This window comes from Streptomyces sp. NPDC097595 (assembly GCF_044761525.1).
GTDB classification, from domain to species: Bacteria; Actinomycetota; Actinomycetes; order Streptomycetales; family Streptomycetaceae; genus Streptomyces; species Streptomyces drozdowiczii_A.
In genome coordinates, this window is sequence record NZ_JBIWCN010000006.1 from 15,447 (window position 1) to 36,733 (window position 21,287).

The following is a 21,287-nucleotide window of genomic DNA, read 5'->3' on the forward strand; positions in this document are numbered from 1 at the left end:
CCACCCCAAACCGCTCCATAGCAGGTCGGTCAGGGTGCGGCGGGGGCCTATCAGCCCCGTGCGCGGCTCCTAAGCCGCTTCGTACAGGACCAAGGTCCTGTGGGTGCCCTCACTCGCCAGGGACGTCGAATGTGACCTGGGCCTCGAAGGAAGCGCGCCGCGTCGCCCGCCGCAGCGCCTTCAGCAGCGGCGCCCCGACCGCCAGCGTCAGCACGATCGTGAGCACCGCCCGCCCCAGGTCCCAGCCCAGCGAGGTCGTCGCGCAGTACGCGAGGAAGCGGACCAGGTTGTCGCCCAGCGGGTCACCGGCCTGGAAGGAGATGCCCGAGGCGAGGCCCGGCACGATCGTCCACCCGTACAGATTCATGATCGTCCCGTACGCGAGCGAGGCGACGGCCCCGTAGGCCGCGAGCATCAGCAGCTCGCCGCGCCCGCGCAGCCGGTCCGGTCCCGGCAGCAGCCCCGCGCCCATCGTGAACCAGCTCATCGACAGCATCTGGAACGGCATCCACGGCCCCACCCCGCCGGTCAGCAGCGCGGAGGCGAACATCGTCACGGACCCCAGCACGAAGCCGAAGCCCGGCCCCAGCACCCGCCCGCTGAGCACCATCAGGAAGAACATCGGCTCCAGGCCCGCCGTGCCCGCCCCCAGTGGGCGAAGCGCGGCCCCGACCGCGGCCAGCACCCCCAGCATCGCCACCGCCTTCGCGTCGAGCCCGGCGTCCGCGATCATCGCGACCACCACCCCGACCAGCAGCGGCAGCAGCGCGGCGAACAGCCACGGCGCGTCCTGCGCGTGCGCGAGCCCCGAGTCCCGGTCCGCGAGCAGCGGCCACCCGAAGGCGGCGATCCCGATCGCGCTGATCAGCACCAGCGCCACGATCGCCCGGGGGCCCAGCCGGACCGGGCGGCCGCGCCTCAGCACCTCGCTCACGCGCCACCTCCCAGGGCCGCGCGCACCTGGGAGACGGTGAGCCACTCCTGCGGGGCGAGGATCTTGGCGGTCTGCGGGGCGAACGCGGGAGAGGACACCACGACCTCGGCGGTCGGCCCGTCCGCGACGACCTCCCCGTCGGCGAGGATCACCACCCGGTGTGCCAGCTCGGCGGCCAGCTCCACGTCATGGGTGGCGAGCACGATGGCGTGCCCCTCGGCGGCCAGCGCGCGCAGCACCCCGACCAGCCGTGCCTTCGCCGCGTAGTCCAGACCCCGGGTCGGCTCGTCCAGGAGCAGCAGGGGCGGCCGGGCCGTCAGCACCAGGGCGAGGGCCAGGGCGAGGCGCTGCCCCTCGGACAGGTCGCGGGGATGCGTGTCGTCCTCGACCCCCGGCAGCAGCTCCGAGACCAGGGCCCGGCAGCTGCCCGGCTCCGCCCCGGCTTCCGCGTCGGCCGCCGCGCACTCGGCGGCGACCGTGTCCGCGTACAGCAGATCGCGCGGCTCCTGCGGTACGAGGCCGACGCGGCGCACCATCTCGCGCGGCGGGGTCCGGTGCGGGGGAAGGCCCCCGGTCAGGACGGTGCCGGAGGTGGGCTCGACCATGCCGACGAGCGCGCCGAGCAGCGTGGACTTGCCCGCGCCGTTGCGCCCCATCAGGGCCACGGTCTCCCCGGCCCGGACGGTGAGCGACACCCGGCGCAGCGCTTCGACGCGGCCGCGCCGGACGCCGAGCCGTTCCGCCTGGGCGGCGGGGGCGGCGGTGCCGCCGGGGGCGGGGTCGGGGGCCTTGTGCGGGTCGCGCCGCAGGAGGCGGGAGAGGGCGCCCCGGCTGGGGGCGGGGCGCGGCGGAAGGGGGGCGGCGGGGGCGCCCGGCGTGTCCGGGGCCGGGTGCCCCGGCGCCACGTCCGCCAGCCGGTCGCGCAGCTCGCCGGCCCTCCGTCGCGCGTCCCGGACCGTGAGGGGCAGCGGGTCCCAGCCCGCGAGGCGGCCGAGCGCGACGACCGGGGGGTGCACCGGGGAGACCGCCATCACCTCGGCGGGCGTGCCCATCACCGGGGCGGCGCCCGGCGAGGGGAGCAGAACGACCTGGTCCGCGTACTGCACCACGCGCTCCAGGCGGTGCTCCGCCATCAGGACCGTGGTGCCCAGGTCGTGGACGAGCCGTTGGAGGACCGCGAGGACCTCCTCGGCGGCCGCCGGGTCCAGCGCGGACGTCGGCTCGTCCAGGACGAGGACGCGGGGGTGCGGGGTGAGGACCGAGCCGATCGCGACCCGCTGCTGCTGGCCCCCGGAGAGGGTGGCGATCGGACGGTCGCGCAGCCCGGCCAGGCCCAGCAGATCAAGGGTCTCCTCGACCCGCCGCCGCATCACGTCCGGGGCCAGGCCCAGCGACTCCATGCCGTAGGCGAGCTCGTCCTCGACCGTGTCGGTGACGAAGTGCGCCAGGGGGTCCTGGCCCACCGTGCCGACCAGGTCCGCCAGCTCGCGGGGCTTGTGCGTCCGCGTGTCGCGCCCGCCCACGGAGACCCGCCCGGTCAGTCGGCCGCCCGTGAAGTGCGGCACAAGACCCGAGACGGCACCGAGCAGCGTGGACTTGCCGACCCCGGAGGGGCCGACGAGCAGCACCAGCTCACCCTCCGGGATCGTCAGGTCGACCCCCGAGAGCGTGGGGCGCTCGGCCCCCTCGTACCGCACCGAAACAGCGTCGAACCGGATCACACGCGCTCCTCGAAGCCTGTGGGGGAGGGCGGGACGGGCGCGACCGCCGCCGGAAGCAGCCCCAGCAGAACGGCGGCGGCCGGCCACAGCGGCAGTACGGGAGCGGTCAGCGGTACGACCCCGGGGTGCAGCGCCGCCGGGTCGGCGTTCCCGGCCCAGATCATCGCCGCCGCGACCGCCGCGCCGGACCCGGCGACCAGCCAGGCCCGTACGCCCCACCGGTCGGGCCGGTAGCGGGTCCGCACCGAACGCGCCCCGCCGAGCCGGAGCCCCGCCATCGCGGCGGCGAGGCCGGCGACGAGCAGCGGCATCCCGTAGCCGGCGCCCTCGGCGGCGAGCAGCCCGTACGTGCCGGCGCAGACGCCGAGCAGTCCGCCGAGCGTCAGGACGTTCGTGGTGTGCCGGACGGCGGCCGGGACGTGGGCGGTACGCCCGTAACCGCGCGCGTCCATGGAGGCGGCCACGGCGACCGACCGTTCGAGGGCGCCCTCCAGGACCGGAAGGCCGATCTGCAGGACGGCCCGCACGCCGCCGGTCGGGCGGCCGCGCAGTCGGCGGGCGGTGCGCAGCCGCAGCACGTCGGCGACCATGTTCGGCGCGAAGGTCATCGCCACGACGACGGCCACCCCGGCCTCGTACAGCGCGCCGGGCAGCGACTTCAGCAGCCGGGCCGGGTTGGCGAGGGAGTTCGCCGCGCCGACGCAGATCAGCAGGGCCGCCAGCTTCGCCCCGTCGTACAGCGCGAACAGCAGCTGCTCGGCGGTGACCCGGCCGCCGATCCGGACGCCCTTCGCCCAGTCGGGCAGCGGGACCTCGGGCAGCGTGAACAGGGTGTGCGTGCCGGGGATCGGCGAGCCGAGGAAGACGGAGAACAGCAGCCGGACCGCGATCACGAAGAGCCCGATCCGGATGAACATCCCGTACGACCGGGCCCACGGCGCGTCCGTGCGGCGCGCGGCCACCACGTATCCCGCGACCCCGACCAGCAGGCCGAGCAGCAGCGGGTTGGTGGTCCGGGACGCGGCGGTGGCCAGGCCCAGCGCCCACAGCCACCACGCCCCGGCCGGCAACGCGTTGGAGCGCGTCGCGGCCGGGGCGCGCCAGGCGGGGAGCCGGTCCGCGGCGGTGTCCGTGCGGCCGGCCGTCGAGCCGGTCATCCGCGGCGGCGGCGGGCCTGCGCGACTGCGGCGATGCCGAGGAGCAGCACGGCGCCGATCCCGACGAGGATGCCGGCGGACGGGCCGCCGTCGTCGCCGTGGCCGCCGGTGGAGGAGGCGTCGGAGGCGGTCGTGGTGGGCGCCTCGCTGCCGCCGTCCGTACCGCCGTTGGAAGCGCCGCCGTCCGTGCCGCCGCCGGTTCCGGAGACCTGTTCGCCGCAGCCGGTGGCCGGGTAGCCGGAGATCGCGCAGAGCATCGCGCTCGCGTCGTAGCGCAGCGGCTTGGCGACCGCCGCCAGGGCCTCCGCGCTGCTCGCGTCCTTCGCGACCCGCGCGCAGGCGGTACGCGGCGGGGGCGGGGTCTCCCCGTCCGGCGCGTCGGCCGCGGTGCCCGGGTCGATGACGACCGCGACGCGCTTGCTGCCGTCCTTCGCGGGGGTGCCCGCGCAGACCTTGGCGAAGTCGGGGGCGCTGCGCGGCTTGGACGCGTCCTGGGAGTCCGCGCTCACCGCGAAGCGGAAGCCCGCCACCGAGCCGTCCTCGGGCCGTACGAGCGACGGCCCCTGGGTGGCGTACGACCAGCCGTCCGCCGAGCCCTCCCAGAACGACCAGTAGCGGTAGCCCGCCGCCTGGGCCGCGCCCGCGCCGAGCAGCGCCAGGACGGCGCCGACGACGAGGAGCGCGAGCGCCCGTGCGACGCGGCTCACAGCTGCTGGTTCTTGCGGCGGCCGCTGATCAGGAAACCGGCGCCCGCGCCGACCGCGAGGCCGATGCCGACGAACCACCAGACGCCGCCGATGCCGTCGCCGTCACCGCTGTCCTTCTTCTCCTCGTCCTCCGTGGCCGTCGGCTGCGGCTTCTTCACGGCGGCCGGCTCGGGGCCGGTCGCGTTCAGCTGGGAGACGAGGTCGGCGCCGCCGAAGTCGCGGACGTCGGCGCCGGTGGCGTGGGCGGCCAGGATCAGCTGGGCGTAGGCGGCGGGGCCGCTCTGCTTCGCCCAGGCGGCGGAGTTCTTCTTCAGCCAGGCGACCGGGCCGGCCGCCTTGTCCTTGTGCCCGGCGGCGGACAGGGCGACGACCGCGTCGGCGGTGTTGCCGAAGTCGGGCTGCGGCTTGCTGTCCTCCGCACCGGGCATCGGGGCCGCGTCGAGGTGGCCGCTCTTCGCGAGTGCGGTCGCGAGGTAGGAGGCGCCGTTCTGCGCGGCCTGCTCCGGTTCGAGAGGGGAGCCCTTGTGGCAGGCGGGGTCCTTCACGGCCGCGTTGTCCGAGACGACCAGGCCCTTGCCGAGCGCGCCGAGGACACCGGCGGCGGTGGCGTCACCGTTGGCGGCGAGCTTGCCGGCCTTGTCGGGCTGGTAGGCGAAGGCGCCGCCGTCCTTGCCGCCGCAGGGGATGGAGAACGTGAGCAGGGCGGCGTACGGGGTCTTGCCGCCGTGCGTCGTCACGTCGCCCAGCTTCTCGCCGGCCCGGGCGAGGGTGCCGATCACGATCGACGTGGAGTTCGCGTCGCTGGGGCTGCCGGCGGTGTAGCCCCAGCCGCCGTCCTCGTTCTGGACGGACTTGAGCCAGCTGACCGCGTTCGCGACGGCGTCCTGGTGCCCGCCGACCGCGCGCAGGGCCTGGGCGGCGGCGGCCGTCGCGTTGGTGTCGACCATCGTCTTGTCGGTGCAGGGCGCGGAGGCGTCCGGGCGGTACGCGGGGAACGCGCCGCTGTCGCACTGCTGGCCGGTCAGCCAGTCGACGGCCTTCGTGGCCGGGGTCACGCCGGTGGCCTGCTGGGCGAGGAACGCGAGCGACTGCCGCCACACCCCGTCGTACGTGGGGTCGCCGGTGCCGTAGAGCCCGGAGGGCAGCGCGGCCGAGGGGGAGGGCGACGGAGACGGCGCGGCGACGGCGGCCGGGGCGGCGGCCGCGCAGAGCGCGGCGGCGGTGACGGCGAGCGCGGCGGCGCTGCGGCGTGCGGTCATGGCGGGCGGTGCCTCTCCTGGGGGCCGGGGCAGGCACACACGGCACCAGGCTCCGGCTCCGTATACCTCGACGGGGCGGGCCACCGGGGTTCCGGCGGCGTGAGCCGGTCACGACTCGGACAGGGCATTCCGGCTTCCGCCGTTGGTGGCGGTTTACGGCTGCGGGTCAGCGCCGGATTCGCACCGGCTTCCCCCTGAACGGGCATAGTGACGACGCGGCCAGTCTAGCGGGCGGTGTTTGTTCCCCTACCCGCCCCTTCCCGTAACCGGGGCCCTGCCCCGGACCCCGCGCCTCAAGCGCCGGCGGGGCTGGATTTCGGGGCTCCGCCCCGGACCACGCTTTTCACGCGCTGGTGCAGGCACTACTCCTCGTTACGACCGCGAGACGTCGTGACGGTGGCTCGGTGCGGGTAGCGTCCCCGCTAGACCACTCGCGGAAGGGGCATCACCGCATGTCGCACAGCACTGTCGCCGCCGACGGGCACGAACAGCGCGGCCTGATCCTTGACTTCGCCGGTGTGCTCACCGCCAGCCCCGTCACCGTCCACCGTGCCTGGTGCGTATCCGAAGGGCTGGCCCCCGGAGCGTGGCGCAGCACCCTCAACGATCATCCCGAAGGGCGGCGGCTTTACGCCGCCCTAGAGATCGGGAAGATGGGGCAGGCCGAGTGGAACGAGGGCACGGCCCGTCTCCTCGGCAAGCATGTGGATCCGGTGAACCTGATGGGCCGCGCCTGGGCCGAGGTGCCCGTTGCCCGCCGGATGGTCGCGCTCGCTCGCGCAGCCCGCGCCGCCGGTCACCGGCTCGCGCTGCTGTCCAACAGCTTCGGCCTCGACCCGTTCAACCCGTATGAACACGTCGGCATCTGGGACCTGTTCGACGTGCACGTCGTGTCCGAGCTGGTGGGCCTGGCGAAGCCCGACCCGGAGATCTACCGAGTCACCCTCGATCTCATCGGTGTCCCGGCCGAGCAGTGCGTCTTCGTGGACGATCACGCGGTGAACCTGCCTCCGGCGGCCGAACTGGGTATCACCACCGTCCACGCGACGGACGAGGACACGGCCGTGGCCGAGCTGGAGACACTTCTCGGCGTGACGGCGGCGTTCGCCACGTAGATCCCACTGCGGCTTGATTTGAGGCTGTCAGTCACGCCGCTTGAACCAGTACTGTCCGTGTGGGACCCATCACATGGAGGTCTGGATCATGCAGTGGTCGGAGTGCACCACCTCCGAGCGCATGAAGGGGTTCGGGGGCAGCGCCCCCGAGAGGCGCGCCGCCTAGACTTGGGCTCGTGAGCAGTGATGACGCCGCCCTGGACGCGCTAGCGATGCTCGGGGACCCCGTACGCCGTGGGCTGTACCGACACGTGGCCGCCGCCCCCGGCGACGTCACGCGGGACGCCGCGGCCGACGCGGTCGGGGTGACGCGGGCCGTGGCGGCGTTCCACCTGGACAAGCTCGTGGACGCCGGGCTCCTGGAGACCACGTTCCGCCGGCTCTCCGGGCGCACCGGACCCGGCGCCGGGCGGCCCTCCAAGCTGTACCGGCGGGCGGACGGCGAGCACGCCGTCTCCGTGCCGCCGCGTTCGTACGACACCGTGAGCGCGTTGCTGGCCGAGGTGGTCGAACGTGCCGGGCTCGACACCGAGTTGCAGGCGGCGGCCCGCGCCGCCGGGGAGGCGGCCCGCGCGGCGGACCCCGTCCACGCGCTGCGCGAGCGCGGCTACGAACCATACTGGGACTGCGGGAAACTCCGCCTCCACAACTGCCCGTTCCACGCGCTGGCGGAGCAATTCCCGGCCCTGGTCTGCGGGATGAACCTCGCCGGCATCGAAGGACTGCTCACCGAGGGCTGGAGCGCCGCCATGGACCCGCTGCCGGAAGGCTGTTGCGTCGCGATCGAGGGGCCCGAAGGGGCCGGCGAAGTCTAAAAAAGAATCCGTTGACTTTAGAAGGTTCACCCGGCCATGCTGAGCCCGTGAACGACTTCCACCTTGCCCAGGTCAACGTCGGGCGCCTCCTCGCCCCGCTCGACAGCCCGCAGATCGCCGACTTCGTCGCACAGCTCCCCGAGATCAACGCCCTCGCCGACCACGCCCCCGGCTTCGTCTGGCGGATGGTGGACGAGGAGGGCGCCGACGCCACGAACCTCCGCCCCGAGGACGGTGACGACCTCTTCCTGATCAACTGCTCGGTCTGGGAGTCGGTCGACGCGCTGAAGGCGTACGTGTACCGCAGCGACCACCTCAGGGTCCTGGCCCGCCGCCGCGAATGGTTCGAGCGCCTGGCCGAGCACCACGCGGCCCTGTGGTGGGTCCCGGCAGGCCACCGCCCTAGCACCCAGGAAGCGATGGACCGCGTCGTCCTGCTCCGCGCGAAGGGCGACACCCCCGACGCCTTCACCTTCCGCGCCCCGCACCCCCCGCCGACGGGGAGCGCTTCCTAGACTCGGCCGGGCCTCGGCGCCGGCGTGCGCCGCGCGAGCGGAACCGGCGCGGGGCCCGCGTCCTCGGAGAGGAAGAGGCGGCGGACGACGCGCTCGGCGGCGTGCCCGTCGTCGTACGGGCAGAACCGCTCCCGGAACGCGGCGCGCAGCGCGGCCGACTCGGCGTCGCGCCAACGACCGCTCCGGAAGACCTCGGTGAGCTCGTCCTCGGTGGCCGTGACCGGCCCCGGGGTGTCGCCGGGAAGGCCGGAGAGCAGGTCGAAGGTGACCCCGCGGACCTGGTTGTACGTCTCCCAGTCGTTGGCGTGGATGACGATGGGGCGGTCGAGATTGGCGTAATCGAAGATCGTGGACGAGTAGTCCGAGACGAGTACGTCGGCGGCCAGGCACAGTTCCTCGACCGAGGGGTGGCGGGAGACGTCGATGACGCCGTCGTGCCCGGCGAGTTCGCTCAGGAGCGGGCTCCGACTGTCGAGCGGGTGCGTCCGGACCAGCAGGACGAACTCCTCGCCCAGCGACGCGGCCAGCCGCGCCGGGTCGAAGGGTGGCGTCCACTCCTTCCGGTAGTCCCGGTGGGTCGGCGCGTACAGCACGGCCGTCCTGCCGGGGGCGATGCCGAGCCGGGCCCGGGCGGCGGCGACGTCGTCCGCGCCGGACGTGTAGAAGCGGTCGTTGCGCGGGTACCCCGTGGCCAGGGACGCGAAGGTCCCGGGGTAGACGCGCTCCCACTGGGCCGTGGAGTGCTGGTTGGCGGAGACGCTGAGGTCCCACTGGTCCACCCGCTCCAGGAGCCGGTCGAAGTCCATGTTCCGGGCGGCGGCGGGATAGGCCTTCCGGTCCAGGCCCATGCGCTTCAGCGGAGTGCCGTGGTGCGTCTGCGCGTACACCTGGCGCGGGCGCTTGACGATGCCGTCCGGGAAGTCGCCGTTGCTCACGAAGTACGTGGCGCGGGCCATCACCTCCCAGGAGCGGCGCGACCCGTGAACGACGTAATCGATGCCCTCGGGCACCTCGCGAGCCAGTTCCGCGCGCACCAGCCACACACCGCGCACCTCCGGGGCCAGCTCCCTCGCCTTCTCGAAGACGGCCAGCGGATTGCAGGAGGGCAGCCCGCCCCCGTACGAGGAGAAGACCGCGAGGTTCGGGTCCAGCGGGCGTCGGCGGTGCACGCCGTACAGGCGCTCAGCCACGCGCTCGCCCGCCTTCGCCGTGATCCTCCGGACCTTCTTCGGCCCCTTTCGCCTGGCCCGGACGGCGAGTTCGGTCGCCCGATAGCCGCCGAACGACCGCTTGGCAAGGGCCCGCATGGCTGCCCCGACCGCCCCGCCCGGCGGCGTGAACCCGGCCGGGAGATGCTTCGCGTAGAAGTCCGCGGTGAGGGCGAAGAAGTCCTTGCGGTCCGCGACCTGCACCCGGTCGGGGCGCTTGAGCACGAACAGCATGTGGTCCATGGCGCGCCCGAACAGCAGGCTGTGCGCCCAGGCCAGTCCGGGACGCTCGGCGAGGGCCGCGAACAGCCCCTCGTACTGCCCGAAGATGTCGAAGTGCTTGCGGCCCGGCGTCTTGGTGATCGCGCCGTGGCGGCGCTGGCGGTATTCGACGCCGACCCGGTCCAGGCAGCCGATGCGCGCGGCGGTGACCATCGCCAGATGGGAGACGGGCGCGTCCTCGTACAGGCCGGGCGCGTACTGGAAGCCCTCCTTCAGGAAGAACTCCCGGCGGAACGCCTTGTTCCAGGCCACCAGGAACAACTCTATGAACTCGGGCCGGTCCTGGATGCGGAAGACGTCCGTGCCCGCCCGCGCGACCAGCTCCGCGGTCTGGCTGCGCGGGCCCTTGCCGTACCAGTGGGTGCGCACATGATCGAAGACCAGGATGTCCAGATCCCCAGCCGCGTCGAGCCGTTCGGCGAGCGCCTGGAGCAGGCCGGGGGTGTAGGAGTCGTCGCTGTCCAGGAAGAGCACGTAGTCACCCTGGGCGTGTTCCAGTCCGGCGTTGCGCGCCCGCCCCAGGCCCACGTTCTCGGGCAGGTGCACCGCCTTGACGCGCGCGTCGCGGGCGGCGTACTCGTCGATGATCGCCCCGCAGGCGTCCGGCGAGCAGTCGTCGACCGCGATCACCTCGATGTCCCGGAACGACTGCCCCAGCACCGAGTCCAGGCACGCGTGCAGGTATCCCTGCACCTTGAACACGGGCACTACGATGCTGAATCGGGGCATTCGGGAACTCCAGGTGACGTACGGGACTGCGGAAGGTCGGACAAGGAAGACTCCCGACCCCGCCGAAGCGTTGTACGAGGTGAGGAGGGGTGCGTCCGCACTCTGCCGCGTACCTTATGGGCTGACGCCGGACGGCACGCCCTGGGTGTACCGACCTGTGGGTCGGGGGGCCGTGAACCGAGGGACGGAAGAGTCAGAGCATCCGCACCTCCGCGTCCGGAAGCTTCGCCCACCAGTGGTGGTAGCGGTTGTAGACCCCCCGCTCACGGTCCCCGAGGAACGCGGCCAACGCCTCCACCTCCGCGACCAGTTCCTCGCCGTCCGCCGGGGTGAGCCCGGACGCGGTGAACCGGGAACCCAGCCGCGAGGCGTACAGCACCGGCTGCATCGCCGCCCGGAAGGCCGGGTAGTCCTCGGCGTGCACCGCGTGCAACGTGATCCGCATGAGCGTCGCCTTGACCACCGACCGCTCCGCGAAGGCCGCGTCGAGGTCCGCCGGGGCGAAGCCCGAGAGCCGGTTCCACAGGGCGATGTACGGCGAGGCCGGATGCTGGGCCTGGAGCGCGACCACCCGCCGCACCCCCTCGGACGCGGTCAGCGGCTCACGGGCCAGCAGCAGTTGACGGCTGAGGGTCGCCCGGTTCAGGGCGCGCGCGGTGATCGTCACGGTCCAGGATTCTGCCCGTCAGGCCGGCCGCGTGTCCCGCGAGGACCCCGACAACAGGTGCAGCCGCAGCGCCAGCTGGAGCTCCAGCGCCCGGTCCGGCTCGTTCCAGTCGCGTCCCAGGAGCACCTGGATGCGGTCCAGGCGCTGCACCACCGTGTTCACATGGACGTGCAGCTCGTCCTTGGCCCGGATCAGGCTGCCGCCCGCGCCGAAGTACGCGCTGAGCGTCCGCACCAGATGCGTGCCGCGCTGCGCGTCGTACTCCAGCAGCGGCCCCAGCGCCGCCGCCACGAAGCCGTCCACGTCCTGCGCGTTGCCCAGCACCACGCCCAGGAACCCCAGCTCCTCCACGCACGCGCCCTCGCCGCTCCGCCCCAGCACCCGCATCGCCCGCAGACAGCGTGCCGCCTCCGCGTACGCGGCGGCCAACTCCCCGGGGCCCCGGGCCGGACCGGCGGCCGCCACCGTGACGGGGGCCTGGGCCAGCTGCCCCAGCTGGGCCGCCGCCGCCCGGGCCGCCGCACCCGCACCCGTACCGGTGTCCTCCGTCAACAGCACCACCGCGCCCGCGTGTTCGGCGCTCACACCCTGGTGCTCGCCGCCGAACAGGAAGCGCATCGCGGCCGGGGCAAGCCGCTCGCGCGCCCCGGTCTCCGCCACGAGCAGCAGATGCGGGCGGTCCAGGTCGATGCCGAGGCGGCGGCCCCGCTCGGCCAGCCCCGCCGGGTCACGGGCCGGGTCCGACAGCAGGTCCGCGATGAGCTCACCGCGTATCCGGTTCTCCGTCTCGGCCACCGTGCGCCGCAGCAGCAACAGCAGCCCCGTCACCACCGCCGACCGCTCGAACAGCCGGCGGTCCGAGTCGTCCAGCGGGCGGGCCCGGTGCAGGACGAGCCCGGCCAGCAGCTCCTGGCCGGCGAGCACCGCGCACACCACCCGCCCGTCGCGGTGCACGGCCCGCGCGCCCGTACGCGACTCCTCGGCCGCCTCGGCCAGCCAGCCGGCGTCCATGCTGTCGGCGGCGAAGCCCGTACCGTCCGGGCGGACGGCGGCCAGCGGGCGGCCGCCCGGGTCGTGGATGGTCAGCGGCGAGCCGAGCAGCCCGGCGACCGCCGCCGCCACGTCCTTGACGTCCCGGCCGCGCAGCACCAGGTCGGTGAGCCGGTCGTGCGACTCCTCCGCCCGCCGCATGGCCGCCGAGTGCGCCCGCACGGAGGCGTTGGCCTCGGCCAGCTCCGCGTTCGCCTCGGCCAGTTCGGCGAGCGCCGCCGTGGTGTCGGCGAGGGCGCGGGCGGTGTCGATGGCGATCGCCGCGTGCGCCGCCAGCGAGCAGAGCAGGGCCACCTCGTCCGGGCTGAAGACCCGGGGCGAGCGGTCCGCCGCGAAGAGGACGCCGATCACCTTCCCCGTACCGCCCCGGCTCGACCCCAGCAGCAGCGGCACGCCCAGGATGGCGACCAGGCCCTCGTCCAGCACCCCGGCGTTGATGTTGCGGGTGTGGCGGAAGCGGTCGTCGGTGCGGTAGTCCGGCGTCGCGTACGGGCTCGCCGTCTGCGCCACCAGGCCGCCGAGACCCTCGCCCAGCTCAAGCCGCAGCCGCTGGAAGAGCACCGAGACCGAGCCGTCCGTGACCCGCATGTAGGTGTCCCCGGCCTCCTCGTCCGGGAGCGTCAGATACGCGGTGTCCGTGCCCAGCAGCATCCTGGCCCGCCGCACGATCGCCTTCAGCACGTCGTCCAGGTCGCGCGACGCCGCCAGGTCGCCCGCCGTGTCGAACAGCGCGGTCAGCTGGGCCTCGCGGCGCCGGTGCTGGCGCAGCGCGCTCCTGATCCGCAGCGCGGTCGCCGTCGCCCGCTCCACCTCCGCCAGCTCCCCGGCGGGCACCCCGTCCGCCCGCGCCTGCGAGGAGACCGCCCCCAGCGCCTCGGCCGGGGCGTCGTCGGCCAGCAGGTCGAACAGGCGCCGGAGGTGGGGCGCGGCGGCGGGGAGCGGTTCAGGCATGGCGTCCAGTGTTCCTCGGGGGTCGGGGCGGCGGTCAGTTCGCGGTCCAGCCGCCGTCCATGGAGAGCGAGGAGCCGGTGATGTGCCCGGTGCGCGGGCCGCACAGCCACAGGACCGCCTCGGCCACGTCCGCCGGTTCGATCAGCCGCTTGACCGCGCTGCGCTCCAGCATGACCCGGCCCACCACCTCCTCCTCGGAGATGCCGTGCGTGCGGGCCTGGTCGGCGATCTGGTTCTCCACCAGCGGGGTGCGCACGTACCCGGGGCAGACGCAGTTGCTCGTCACCCCGTGCTCCGCCGCTTCGAGCGCGACCACCTTGCTCAGCCCCTCCAGTGCGTGCTTGGCCGTCACATAGGCCGATTTGTACGGGCTCGCGCGCAGCCCGTGCACCGACGAGATGTTGACCACGCGCCCCCAGCCGCGTTCGTACATGCCCGGCAGGGTCCGGCGCAAGACGCGGAACGGGGTCTCCACCATCACGCGCTGGATCAGCGCGAACCGGTCCGGCGGGAATTCGTGCACCGGCGCCACGTGCTGGATGCCCGCGTTGTTGACCACCACGTCCACATCGGCCGGCAGGGTGTCCACGACATCGGGATCGGAAAGGTCCACCACCCAGGGCGTCCCGCCCAGCTCCTTCGCCAGGCGCTCGGCGGCCTCACCGGCCCGGTCCACGACGTGCACATGGGCGCCCGCGCCGGCGAGCGCCCGCGCGCAGGCCCGCCCGATGCCGCTCGCCGCCCCGGTCACCAGCGCGGTGCGCCCGGCCAGGACGGGTTCTGCGGGCGCCTGCGCGGGGCCGCCGGACGCGGCGGCGGCGGGCTGGTGATCCGGTCTGCGGGAAGTCTCCATGGCCGTCACCGTAGGTACGCGCGGGCCCGCGTCACACGGCGTCGGTGCACACACCCGCGTACCGGGGCATGGTGCGGGCGTACATGGTGCGGCCCGGCGCCCGGCCGCCGGGCCGCACCCGCCGGGGCACGCTTCTCCCGGTCCACCGCCGCACCCCGCCGCGCAAGGGCGTCGGGGCACACAGCGGGGGCCGGGGTGTGGCCACCGGTCCCATGGGCGGGGGCCGGTGGCGCTCGTAGGTTCCGGCAGCAACCCGTACCCCCACGGCAGGGAGAAAGCACCCGTGCGCCCACCGATCCTGAAACGCCTCTGCCGCCGCATCGCGGCGACGGCCGTCCTCGGACTGCTCGCGGCGACGCTGAGCGTCACCACCGCGCAGCCCGCCGCTGCCGCCGGCCTCCAGCAGGTCACCGGCTTCGGCTCCAACCCCGGCAACCTCCAGATGTACGCGTACACCCCCGCAGGACTCCCCGCGAACGCCCCCCTGGTGGTCGCCCTGCACGGCTGCACGCAGACCGCGAACGCGTACTACACCAGCTCCGGCTGGCCGAAGTACGCCGACGAGTGGGGCTTCGCCGTCGTCTTCCCGCAGACCACATCGGCGAACAACGCGCTGTCCTGCTTCGGCTGGTTCGACCCGAACGAGGACACCCGGGGCAAGGGCGAGGCCGCGTCGATCGTGCAGATGGTCGACTACGCGAAGAAGACCTACGGCTCCGACGGGCGCCGGGTGTACGTCACCGGGCTCTCGGCGGGCGGCGGGATGACCGCCGACCTGCTCGCCGCCTACCCGGACGTCTTCGCGGGCGGCTCCGTGGCCTCCGGGCTGCCCGCCCAGTGCGCGACCAGCCAGGCCGCCGCGTCGGGCTGCCAGACGGGCCCGCAGAAGCTGACGCCCGCGCAGTGGGGCGACAAGGTCCGCGCCGCCTACCCCGGTTACAGCGGTCCCTGGCCCAAGGTCGCGATCTGGCAGGGCACCTCGGACTACACGGTCTATCCGGCCAACGCGACGGCCCTGCGCGACCAGTGGACCAACGTGTGGGGCATCAGCCAGACCCCGTCGTCCACGGACAGCCTCCCCGGCAGCACCACCCGCACCGTCTACAACGACGCCTCGGGGAAGCCGGCGGTGCAGATGTACTCGGTCTCCGGCATGGGCCACGGCCTGCCGGTCAGCCCCGGCTCGGGCGCCCAGCAGTGCGGCTCGACGGCCGCGTACTTCCTGAACACCCTCTGCTCCACGTACTACACGGGCGTCTTCTGGGGCCTGGACGGCGGCACCGACCCGGGCGATCCCGGTGATCCCGGCGACCCGGGGGACCCCGGTGACCCGGGCGACCCCGACCCCGCGCAGTGCTACACCGCCACCAACTATGCCCACGTCGCGGCGGGCCGGGCACACATGTCCGGCGGGTACGTCTACGCCAACGGCTCCGACCAGAACATGGGCCTGTACAACGTCTTCGTCAGCCACACCCTGAAGGAGACCCCGGCCGGCTACTTCGTCATCGCGGACAGCGGCTGCACCGCCTGACGCACACGACGAGCGGGGCCCGGCACACCCGCCGGGCCCCGCTCGTAGGGGCTTTCAGCCCCGCGCCAGCGCCACCAGCCGGTCCGCGATCTCCCGGCCGCCCCGGTCGCCCGTGAGGACCGTGTAGTGGTTCACGTCCTTCACCGCGACCGGCTCGACGCGGGTCCCGTCAAGACCGGCGGCGGCGAGCCGGCCCTCGTCGTACAGGCCCTGCTCCTCGTTCATCAGGCCTCGCGCGGCCCACAGCAGCGTCGCGTCGACGGGCAGCTTCCGCACCGCCGACAGGACCTCCTCGTCGAACAGCCCGACCCCGTCCGTGCGGATCGCCTCGATCCGGCAGGACGAGCGCAGCTCCGGCTCCTCGCCCGTCAGGTCGCGCTGGATGTACGCGTCCACCTCGTCCGACCACGCCCCCGCGAACGCCGGATGCGCCTGCCAGAACGCCCGGTAGGCGGCCCGGTCCGGGAAGGTCATCGACAGCCGGTCCATCGCCGGGCCGATCACCGCCGTCATCAGCTCGTCGGGCGTCAGGTGCGTCGGCGCCGGGAAGCCGATGCCGCCGTCCACGAGCAGCAGCGGTCCGAAGCGGTCCGGGTGGCGCACCGCCGCGAGGGCCGCCACGAACGCGCCCATCGAGTGGCCCGCGAGCACCACCCGGTCCCGGCCCAGGGCCTCGGTCAGGGCGGCGATGTCATCGGTGTGCGCGGCGATCCCGTACGGGCCCGGCAGCCGTGCGCTCCCGGCCCGGCCGCGCAGATCCGGGGCGACCAGCGTGACCCGGCCGTCCAGCAGCCGGGCCACCGCCGCCCAGGACAGGGCGTTGGAGGTGATGCCGTGCAGGGCCACCACGACCGGGGCCTCCGGGGCGGCGGCCGGCCAGCGCAGGGCCGCCAGGGAGCCCCCGCGCACGGGGACTTCGATCTCTTCGTACTCCGCGAGCGGGCTCAACTGACTCCGGTCTCCTTACGGTTGGACGCGCCCCTGAGCCGGGACGGAAGGCGGGCCAGGCCGCCGGGCAGCAGATGTACCACGGCCACGAACAGCGCGCCCAGCAGGAACAACGGCTGCGACAGGGGTACGCGCAGCACCGCCGGCAGGTCCGCGACCGCGCCCGAACCGGCGAGGTCGCCGAGCCGGTGGTCGGCCCAGGTGTACAGGATGCCGCCGACCATCGGGCCCCACCGGGTGCCCGAGCCGCCGAGTACCACCATCACCAGCAGCGACAGCGTGAAGTCCGACGTGGTCGTCTGCGGGGTCGAGCCGCCTGTCAGCAGCAGGTGCACGATCCCGCCGAGCGCGGCGAGCGCCCCCGCGACCACGAAGGCCGTCAGCTTGAACCCGTACGGCTTCAGGCCCAGGACCTCCACCCGGCGCTCGTTCTCCTTGATCCCCTCCCAGACCCGGCCGGTGGGGGAGCGGACCGCCCAGTGCACGACGCCCAGGGTCAGGACGAGGTAGGCCAGCGCGATCCAGTACAGGTTCGCGGTGTTGTCGATGCCGACCAGCGAGGACGGCAGCAGGTCCGAGGGGGCAGCCCGGCCCTCCTCGCCGCCCGTGACCCCGCCGGGGTTGCGCGAGACCAGGATCGAGCCCGCCTGCGCGAAGGCCAGGGTCACCATGGAGAAGCCGATCCCGGTCACGCGCAGGCTCACCGAGCCCAGGGCAAGAGCGAGCGCGATCCCGAAGAGCAGCCCGAGGACCGTGGCGAGCGCGAACGGCAGCCCCGCCTCAAGGAGGAACAGATTGGTGGCGTAGCTGCCCGCCGCGAAGTACAGGGCGTGCCCGAAGGAGAGCAGCCCGGTCCGCCCCAGCAGCAGGTCGTAGCCGGTGGCCAGGGCGCCGAACAGCAGGCAGGTCGCCAGGAGTTGCAGGCTGCCCGCCGAGCCCAGCGGCCCGTCGAGCAGGCCCGGCACCGGCACCGCGCTGAACGGCGCGACCACCAGGACGAGCAGGACGGCGGCGGGCCACCAGCGCAGCAGCCGGGCCCGCCCGGCCGGGGCCGGGACGGTGGCCGGGCGGCCGGCGGTGCGGTCGGGTGTGTCGGTGGCGGTGCTCACGCGAGCCTCCCCGTCAGTCCGCGCGGCCGGATCAGCAGCAGCACGGCGAGCAGGACGACGACCGCCAGGTCGCCGAGCCCCGCTGCGGTGTAGTAGTTGGCGAACTGCTGGACCAGGCCGATGACCACCGACGCCACGGCGGCGCCCGTCACCGAGCCCATGCCGCCGGTGACCACGACGACGAACGCGAAGATCAGCAGCGAGGTCCCCTGGCGCGGGTCGACCGAGCCGAAGTACAGCCCGCCGAGCGCCCCGCCCAGCGCCGCCGCGCAGCCGCCGATCGCGAAGACCAGCGTGAACGCCTTGCGGACGTCGATGCCGAGCGCGGTGACCATCGCCCGGTCCTCGACACCGGCCCGGACGACCAGTCCGTGCCGGGTCCGCCCGAGGAACAGCCGGAGCGCCACCAGCACCACGACCGCCGCGCCCACCAGGACCAGCCGGTTGACCGGGACCTGCGCGCCCAGCAGCCCGAAGGTCCCGGACAGCGCCTCGGGCCCGGGGAAGGTGTGGGCGTCCGAGCCCCAGATGCCGGAGAGCAGCGCGGGCACCGCGAGCCCCACCCCGACCGTGGCGAGCACCTGCTCGCGCGGCCGGGTGTAGAGCGGGCGGACGACCGCGAGTTCGAGGAGCACGGCGGCGGCGGTGCCCACCGCCGTTCCGAACAGGACCGCCAGGACGAAGCCGGCGCCGCCGGGGCCCGCGCCGGGGAGGTTCCCGGACGCGGCCCACCAGGTGCCGTACGCGCCGATGGAGAGCAGCGCCCCGTGCGCGAAGTTGAGCACGTCCATCAGGCCGAAGATCAGCGAGAGTCCGGACGCGACGAGGAAGTAGAGGGCCCCCAGACCGAGACCGGTCATGGTGAGCAGGACGAGGGTGGACATCAGGAATCCGCCTTCACGGAAGGGTGTGCGGGGAGCGGGCCGTGGCCCACACCGAGCAGCGTGCGGGCCGCCTCCGCGTCGCCCAGCAGCTCGGCGGCCGGGCCCCGGTGGGCGGTGCGGCCGTCGGCGAGGACCACGCAGTGCCCGGCCAGTCGGCGCACCACGGCGAGGTTCTGCTCCACCAGGAGCACCGGCACCGCCTCGGCGGCCCGTTCCAGCACCTGGGCCACCTCGGTGACGACCTTCGGCGCCAGGCCCTTGGTCGGTTCGTCCGCGATGATCAGCCGGTTGGCGTTGAGCAGGGTGCGCCCGATGGCCACCATCTGCTGCTGACCGCCCGACAGCGTCCCGGCGAACTGCCGTGCCCGCTGTTTGAGTTCCGGGAACAGTTCGTGGACCAGGCCGTACGCCGGCTCGCCCGCGCCGCGCCGTTCGGCCAGGCGCAGGTTCTCCGCGACGGTCAGCCCGGCGAAGATCCCCCGGTCCTCGGGGGCGTAGCCGATGCCGCGCCGGACCAGGGCGTGCGTGGGCAGGCCCGCTGTCTCCTCACCGTCGAGCCGGACGCTCCCGGCGCGCGGGACGAGCCCGAGGATGCCCCGGACCGTGGTGGTCTTCCCGGCACCGTTGCGCCCGAGGAGCGCGGTGACGCCGTGCGCGGTGACGTCCAGGTCGACGCCGTGCAGGATGTGCCGGCCGCCGATGAGGACCCTCAGGTCCCGTACGTCCAGGAGGGGTTGCTCCGTCACAGCCCCTCCCCGAGGTACGCCTGCTGGACGACCGGGTCGGCGGTGACCGCCTCCGGGGTGTCCAGGGCGAGCAGCCGGCCGTGGTGCATCACGGCGAGCCGGTCGGCGAGGCCGAGCAGGACGTCCATGTGGTGTTCGACCATGAGGACCGTGCGCCCCTCCTCGCGGTGCAGGGTGCGGATGAGTTCGGTGAGGGCGGGGACCTCCTCGGCGCTGACCCCGGCCATCGGCTCGTCGAGCAGCATCAGCCGGGGCTCGCCCACCAGCAGCACGGCCAGCTCCAGCTTCCGCTTCTCGCCGTGTGACAGCTCGCCCGCCGTGGCCCCGGCCCGGTGGCCGAGGCCGGTGCGTTCCAGGACGCCGGCCACTTCGGCGGTGTACGGGGCGGCGCGCCGCCACAGCCGGTACGAGCCGCCCCGGGCCGCCTGCGCGGCGAGGCGTACGTGGTCGGCGACGGTCATCGCGGGCCACAGGCTCGACGTCTGGAAGGTCCGGCCGACACCGCGCCGGGCCCGGACGTGCGCGGGCCGGTCCGTCATTTCGGCGCCGTCCAGCTCGATCCGCCCGGCGGTCGGCAGGTTGAGCCCGCTGATCAGGTTGAACAGGGAGGTCTTGCCCGCCCCGTTGGGTCCGATGAAGGCCAGGAACTCGCCCTCGCGGACGCTCAGGGAGACGTCCTCGACGATGGTGGCGCCGCCGACGCTCCAGCCGAGTCCTTCCAGCCGGAGCACCGGCGTCTCCCGGTCCGCCGGGCTCGCCTGCCCGAGGGTGTGGGGTGCGGTCACGGTTCAGCCCGCCGCGGGCTTCACGGGCGGGGCGACGGCGTCCAGCTGCTCGGTGTCCAGCAGCTCCGGCTCGGCGGTCGTGCCCTTGCCGTCCAGCTTGGCCACGAACATCGGCTGGAGCAGCGCGTGGTCCTCGCCGCGTACCCGGGTCTGTCCCTTGACCCCGTCGAAGCTCCAGCCCTCCAGGGCCTTCACCATCGCGGCGGTGTCGGTGGCGCCGCCCTTCTCGACGGCGTGCACGATCATCTGGGCGGCCGTGAAGCCGTCCGGCGTGAACAGGTCGGGCTTGCCGCCGTTCTTCTTCACGGCGTCCAGCATCGCCTTCTCCACGGCGTTGTTCCCGCCCGCGCCCGGGAAGTAGTGCGCCAGGAACGACACCTTGGCCCCGGCGGCGCCGAAGATCGGGTACGAGGCGGTGCCGGCCAGGCCGGTGACCACCTTGCTCGCGCCGAGCACACCCTGCTGGTCGAGGGCGGTCCACAGCGCCGGGGCGGTGGAGCCGGCCCAGGCGACGAAGACCAGGTCGGGGCCGCCCGCCTTGACCTGCCGGGCGAACGGCGTCAGGTCCGTCGCGCTGGGCGGCGCCAGCACCGAGCCGACCTTGGCGCCCTTCCCGCCGAGGACCGCCTTCACGGCGGCCACGTTGGCCTGGCCGAAGGTGGAGTCCTGGGCGAGCACCGTGACCTTCTTGCCCTTGGCGTCGCCGAGCATCGTGCCCGCCGTCAGGATGTCCTGGTAGGACTGGCGGCCGGAGCGGAAGGTGTAGTCGTTGATGCCGGTCACCGCGTCGGTGGCGGCCGGTCCGCTGACGTACAGCACCTTGTTCTGCGCGGCGAGCGGGGCCATCTGGAGCGCGACTCCGGAGTCGGTGGTGCCGGCCAGCACCTTGTAGCCCTTGCCGATGAGGTTCTTCGCGGCGGAGACCGCCTTGCCCGGGTCGCCCGCGTCGTCCTGCTCGGTGACCTCGATGCGGTGTCCGGCGACCTTCCGGGTGCCCTTGGTGGCGTAGTCGAGGCCGGCCATGAAGCCGTCGCGGTACTGCTTGCCGTAGTCGGCGAGGAGGCCGGTCCTGGAGTACACCAGGCCGACCTTGACGGCCGCGTCGTCGGCGGACTTCGCGGAGTCGGAGTCGCCCGCCTTCCCGGCGGCGGTGCAGCCCGTCAGCAGCAGACCGGCTGCGGCCAGGACGGCGACGGTACGGATGTCACTGAGGGATCTGCGGGCTCTGCTGGCGGTACGGCTGCGGGGCATGGTGACCGGCTCCTCGGCGTGTTCCTGTGATGTCGCCGAACCGTATGAACACCGCGCCGCCGTCGAT

General features: G+C 73.9%; 19 protein-coding genes, 1 pseudogene and 1 riboswitch. Of the genes and pseudogenes, 5 read left to right on the forward strand and 15 right to left on the reverse strand.

Translation table 11 applies throughout. The annotated features are described in order from the left end of the window. Positions 1 to 109 precede the first annotated feature (109 nt). From ACIQZN_RS11520 to ACIQZN_RS11540, 5 genes are read right to left on the reverse strand one after another with little or no spacing between them, the layout of a single operon-like run. Positions 110 to 934, reverse strand: a complete 825-nt coding sequence (locus ACIQZN_RS11520; RefSeq protein WP_403990915.1) for an ECF transporter S component — start codon at positions 932 to 934, stop codon at positions 110 to 112. Next, on the reverse strand, positions 931 to 2,655 hold the full coding sequence (locus ACIQZN_RS11525) for an ABC transporter ATP-binding protein (protein ID WP_403990918.1): 1,725 nt from the start codon (positions 2,653 to 2,655) through the stop codon (positions 931 to 933). Before ACIQZN_RS11525 ends, ACIQZN_RS11520 begins: the two co-directional genes overlap by 4 nt. Then, positions 2,652 to 3,812: an energy-coupling factor transporter transmembrane protein EcfT gene (locus tag ACIQZN_RS11530; protein WP_403990921.1), complete on the reverse strand. Its 1,161-nt coding sequence runs from the start codon at positions 3,810 to 3,812 to the stop codon at positions 2,652 to 2,654. The genes ACIQZN_RS11525 and ACIQZN_RS11530 overlap by 4 nt, the downstream gene beginning before the upstream one ends. Next, on the reverse strand, positions 3,809 to 4,519 hold the full coding sequence (locus ACIQZN_RS11535) for an SCO2322 family protein (protein ID WP_403990924.1): 711 nt from the start codon (positions 4,517 to 4,519) through the stop codon (positions 3,809 to 3,811). The genes ACIQZN_RS11530 and ACIQZN_RS11535 overlap by 4 nt, the downstream gene beginning before the upstream one ends. Continuing rightward, the gene (locus ACIQZN_RS11540; protein ID WP_403990927.1) at positions 4,516 to 5,778 is read right to left on the reverse strand and encodes a prenyltransferase/squalene oxidase repeat-containing protein; all 1,263 of its coding nucleotides are present in this window, start codon (positions 5,776 to 5,778) and stop codon (positions 4,516 to 4,518) included. Before ACIQZN_RS11540 ends, ACIQZN_RS11535 begins: the two co-directional genes overlap by 4 nt. A 122-nt stretch (positions 5,779 to 5,900) precedes the next feature. Then, a riboswitch (cobalamin riboswitch) is annotated at positions 5,901 to 5,974 on the reverse strand. A 256-nt stretch (positions 5,975 to 6,230) separates the two neighbouring features. Between ACIQZN_RS11540 and ACIQZN_RS11545 the strand changes: the two genes are divergently transcribed. The 3 genes from ACIQZN_RS11545 to ACIQZN_RS11555 all read left to right on the forward strand — a co-directional run bounded on the left by ACIQZN_RS11545 (position 6,231) and on the right by ACIQZN_RS11555 (position 8,223). Next, positions 6,231 to 6,893, forward strand: a complete 663-nt coding sequence (locus tag ACIQZN_RS11545; RefSeq protein WP_403990930.1) for an HAD-IA family hydrolase — start codon at positions 6,231 to 6,233, stop codon at positions 6,891 to 6,893. Positions 6,894 to 7,069: 176 nt separating this feature from the next. Further along, on the forward strand, positions 7,070 to 7,708 hold the full coding sequence (locus ACIQZN_RS11550; protein ID WP_403990933.1) for a helix-turn-helix transcriptional regulator: 639 nt from the start codon (positions 7,070 to 7,072) through the stop codon (positions 7,706 to 7,708). A 47-nt stretch (positions 7,709 to 7,755) separates the two neighbouring features. Next, positions 7,756 to 8,223 (forward strand): DUF3291 domain-containing protein, encoded by a 468-nt coding sequence (locus ACIQZN_RS11555; RefSeq protein WP_403990936.1) that lies wholly within the window; start codon positions 7,756 to 7,758, stop codon positions 8,221 to 8,223. Here the strand turns inward: ACIQZN_RS11555 and ACIQZN_RS11560 are convergent. The 4 genes and pseudogenes from ACIQZN_RS11560 to ACIQZN_RS11575 all read right to left on the reverse strand — a co-directional run bounded on the left by ACIQZN_RS11560 (position 8,220) and on the right by ACIQZN_RS11575 (position 13,963). Further along, a complete protein-coding gene (locus ACIQZN_RS11560) occupies positions 8,220 to 10,442 on the reverse strand; it encodes a CDP-glycerol glycerophosphotransferase family protein (protein ID WP_403990939.1) in 2,223 nt (740 codons plus the stop codon). The genes ACIQZN_RS11555 and ACIQZN_RS11560 overlap by 4 nt on opposite strands. Positions 10,443 to 10,671: 229 nt before the next feature. Beyond that, positions 10,672 to 11,109, reverse strand: a pseudogene (locus ACIQZN_RS11565) (DNA glycosylase AlkZ-like family protein); the annotation flags it as partial. 18 nt (positions 11,110 to 11,127) lie between these two features. Then, on the reverse strand, positions 11,128 to 13,110 hold the full coding sequence (locus ACIQZN_RS11570; protein WP_403990942.1) for a helix-turn-helix domain-containing protein: 1,983 nt from the start codon (positions 13,108 to 13,110) through the stop codon (positions 11,128 to 11,130). Between the two features lie 34 nt (positions 13,111 to 13,144). Further along, positions 13,145 to 13,963, reverse strand: coding sequence for a 3-hydroxybutyrate dehydrogenase (locus ACIQZN_RS11575; protein WP_403990944.1), 819 nt, complete (start codon positions 13,961 to 13,963; stop codon positions 13,145 to 13,147). Between the two features lie 44 nt (positions 13,964 to 14,007). Between ACIQZN_RS11575 and ACIQZN_RS11580 the strand changes: the two genes are divergently transcribed. Continuing rightward, a complete protein-coding gene (locus tag ACIQZN_RS11580) occupies positions 14,008 to 14,202 on the forward strand; it encodes a hypothetical protein (protein ID WP_403990947.1) in 195 nt (64 codons plus the stop codon). Between the two features lie 44 nt (positions 14,203 to 14,246). Then, a complete protein-coding gene (locus tag ACIQZN_RS11585) occupies positions 14,247 to 15,497 on the forward strand; it encodes an alpha/beta hydrolase family esterase (RefSeq protein WP_403990950.1) in 1,251 nt (416 codons plus the stop codon). Between the two features lie 54 nt (positions 15,498 to 15,551). Here ACIQZN_RS11585 and ACIQZN_RS11590 read toward each other — a convergent pair whose 3' ends face one another. The 6 genes from ACIQZN_RS11590 to ACIQZN_RS11615 are packed head-to-tail and all read right to left on the reverse strand — an operon-like array spanning position 15,552 to position 21,220. Further along, positions 15,552 to 16,445 carry an alpha/beta fold hydrolase gene (locus tag ACIQZN_RS11590; RefSeq protein ID WP_403990953.1) on the reverse strand — a complete coding sequence of 298 codons (894 nt, stop codon included), beginning with the start codon at positions 16,443 to 16,445 and terminating at the stop codon, positions 15,552 to 15,554. Further along, complete coding sequence (locus ACIQZN_RS11595) at positions 16,442 to 17,554, reverse strand: branched-chain amino acid ABC transporter permease (RefSeq protein WP_403990956.1); 1,113 nt, start codon at positions 17,552 to 17,554, stop codon at positions 16,442 to 16,444. The genes ACIQZN_RS11590 and ACIQZN_RS11595 overlap by 4 nt, the downstream gene beginning before the upstream one ends. Continuing rightward, positions 17,551 to 18,438, reverse strand: coding sequence for a branched-chain amino acid ABC transporter permease (locus tag ACIQZN_RS11600; protein ID WP_073965380.1), 888 nt, complete (start codon positions 18,436 to 18,438; stop codon positions 17,551 to 17,553). The genes ACIQZN_RS11595 and ACIQZN_RS11600 overlap by 4 nt, the downstream gene beginning before the upstream one ends. After that, positions 18,438 to 19,184: an ABC transporter ATP-binding protein gene (locus ACIQZN_RS11605; RefSeq protein WP_403990960.1), complete on the reverse strand. Its 747-nt coding sequence runs from the start codon at positions 19,182 to 19,184 to the stop codon at positions 18,438 to 18,440. Before ACIQZN_RS11605 ends, ACIQZN_RS11600 begins: the two co-directional genes overlap by 1 nt. Continuing rightward, a complete protein-coding gene (locus ACIQZN_RS11610) occupies positions 19,181 to 19,969 on the reverse strand; it encodes an ABC transporter ATP-binding protein (RefSeq protein WP_403990963.1) in 789 nt (262 codons plus the stop codon). The genes ACIQZN_RS11605 and ACIQZN_RS11610 overlap by 4 nt, the downstream gene beginning before the upstream one ends. A gap of 3 nt (positions 19,970 to 19,972) precedes the next feature. After that, the gene (locus tag ACIQZN_RS11615) at positions 19,973 to 21,220 is read right to left on the reverse strand and encodes a substrate-binding domain-containing protein (protein WP_403990966.1); all 1,248 of its coding nucleotides are present in this window, start codon (positions 21,218 to 21,220) and stop codon (positions 19,973 to 19,975) included. Positions 21,221 to 21,287 lie beyond the last annotated feature (67 nt).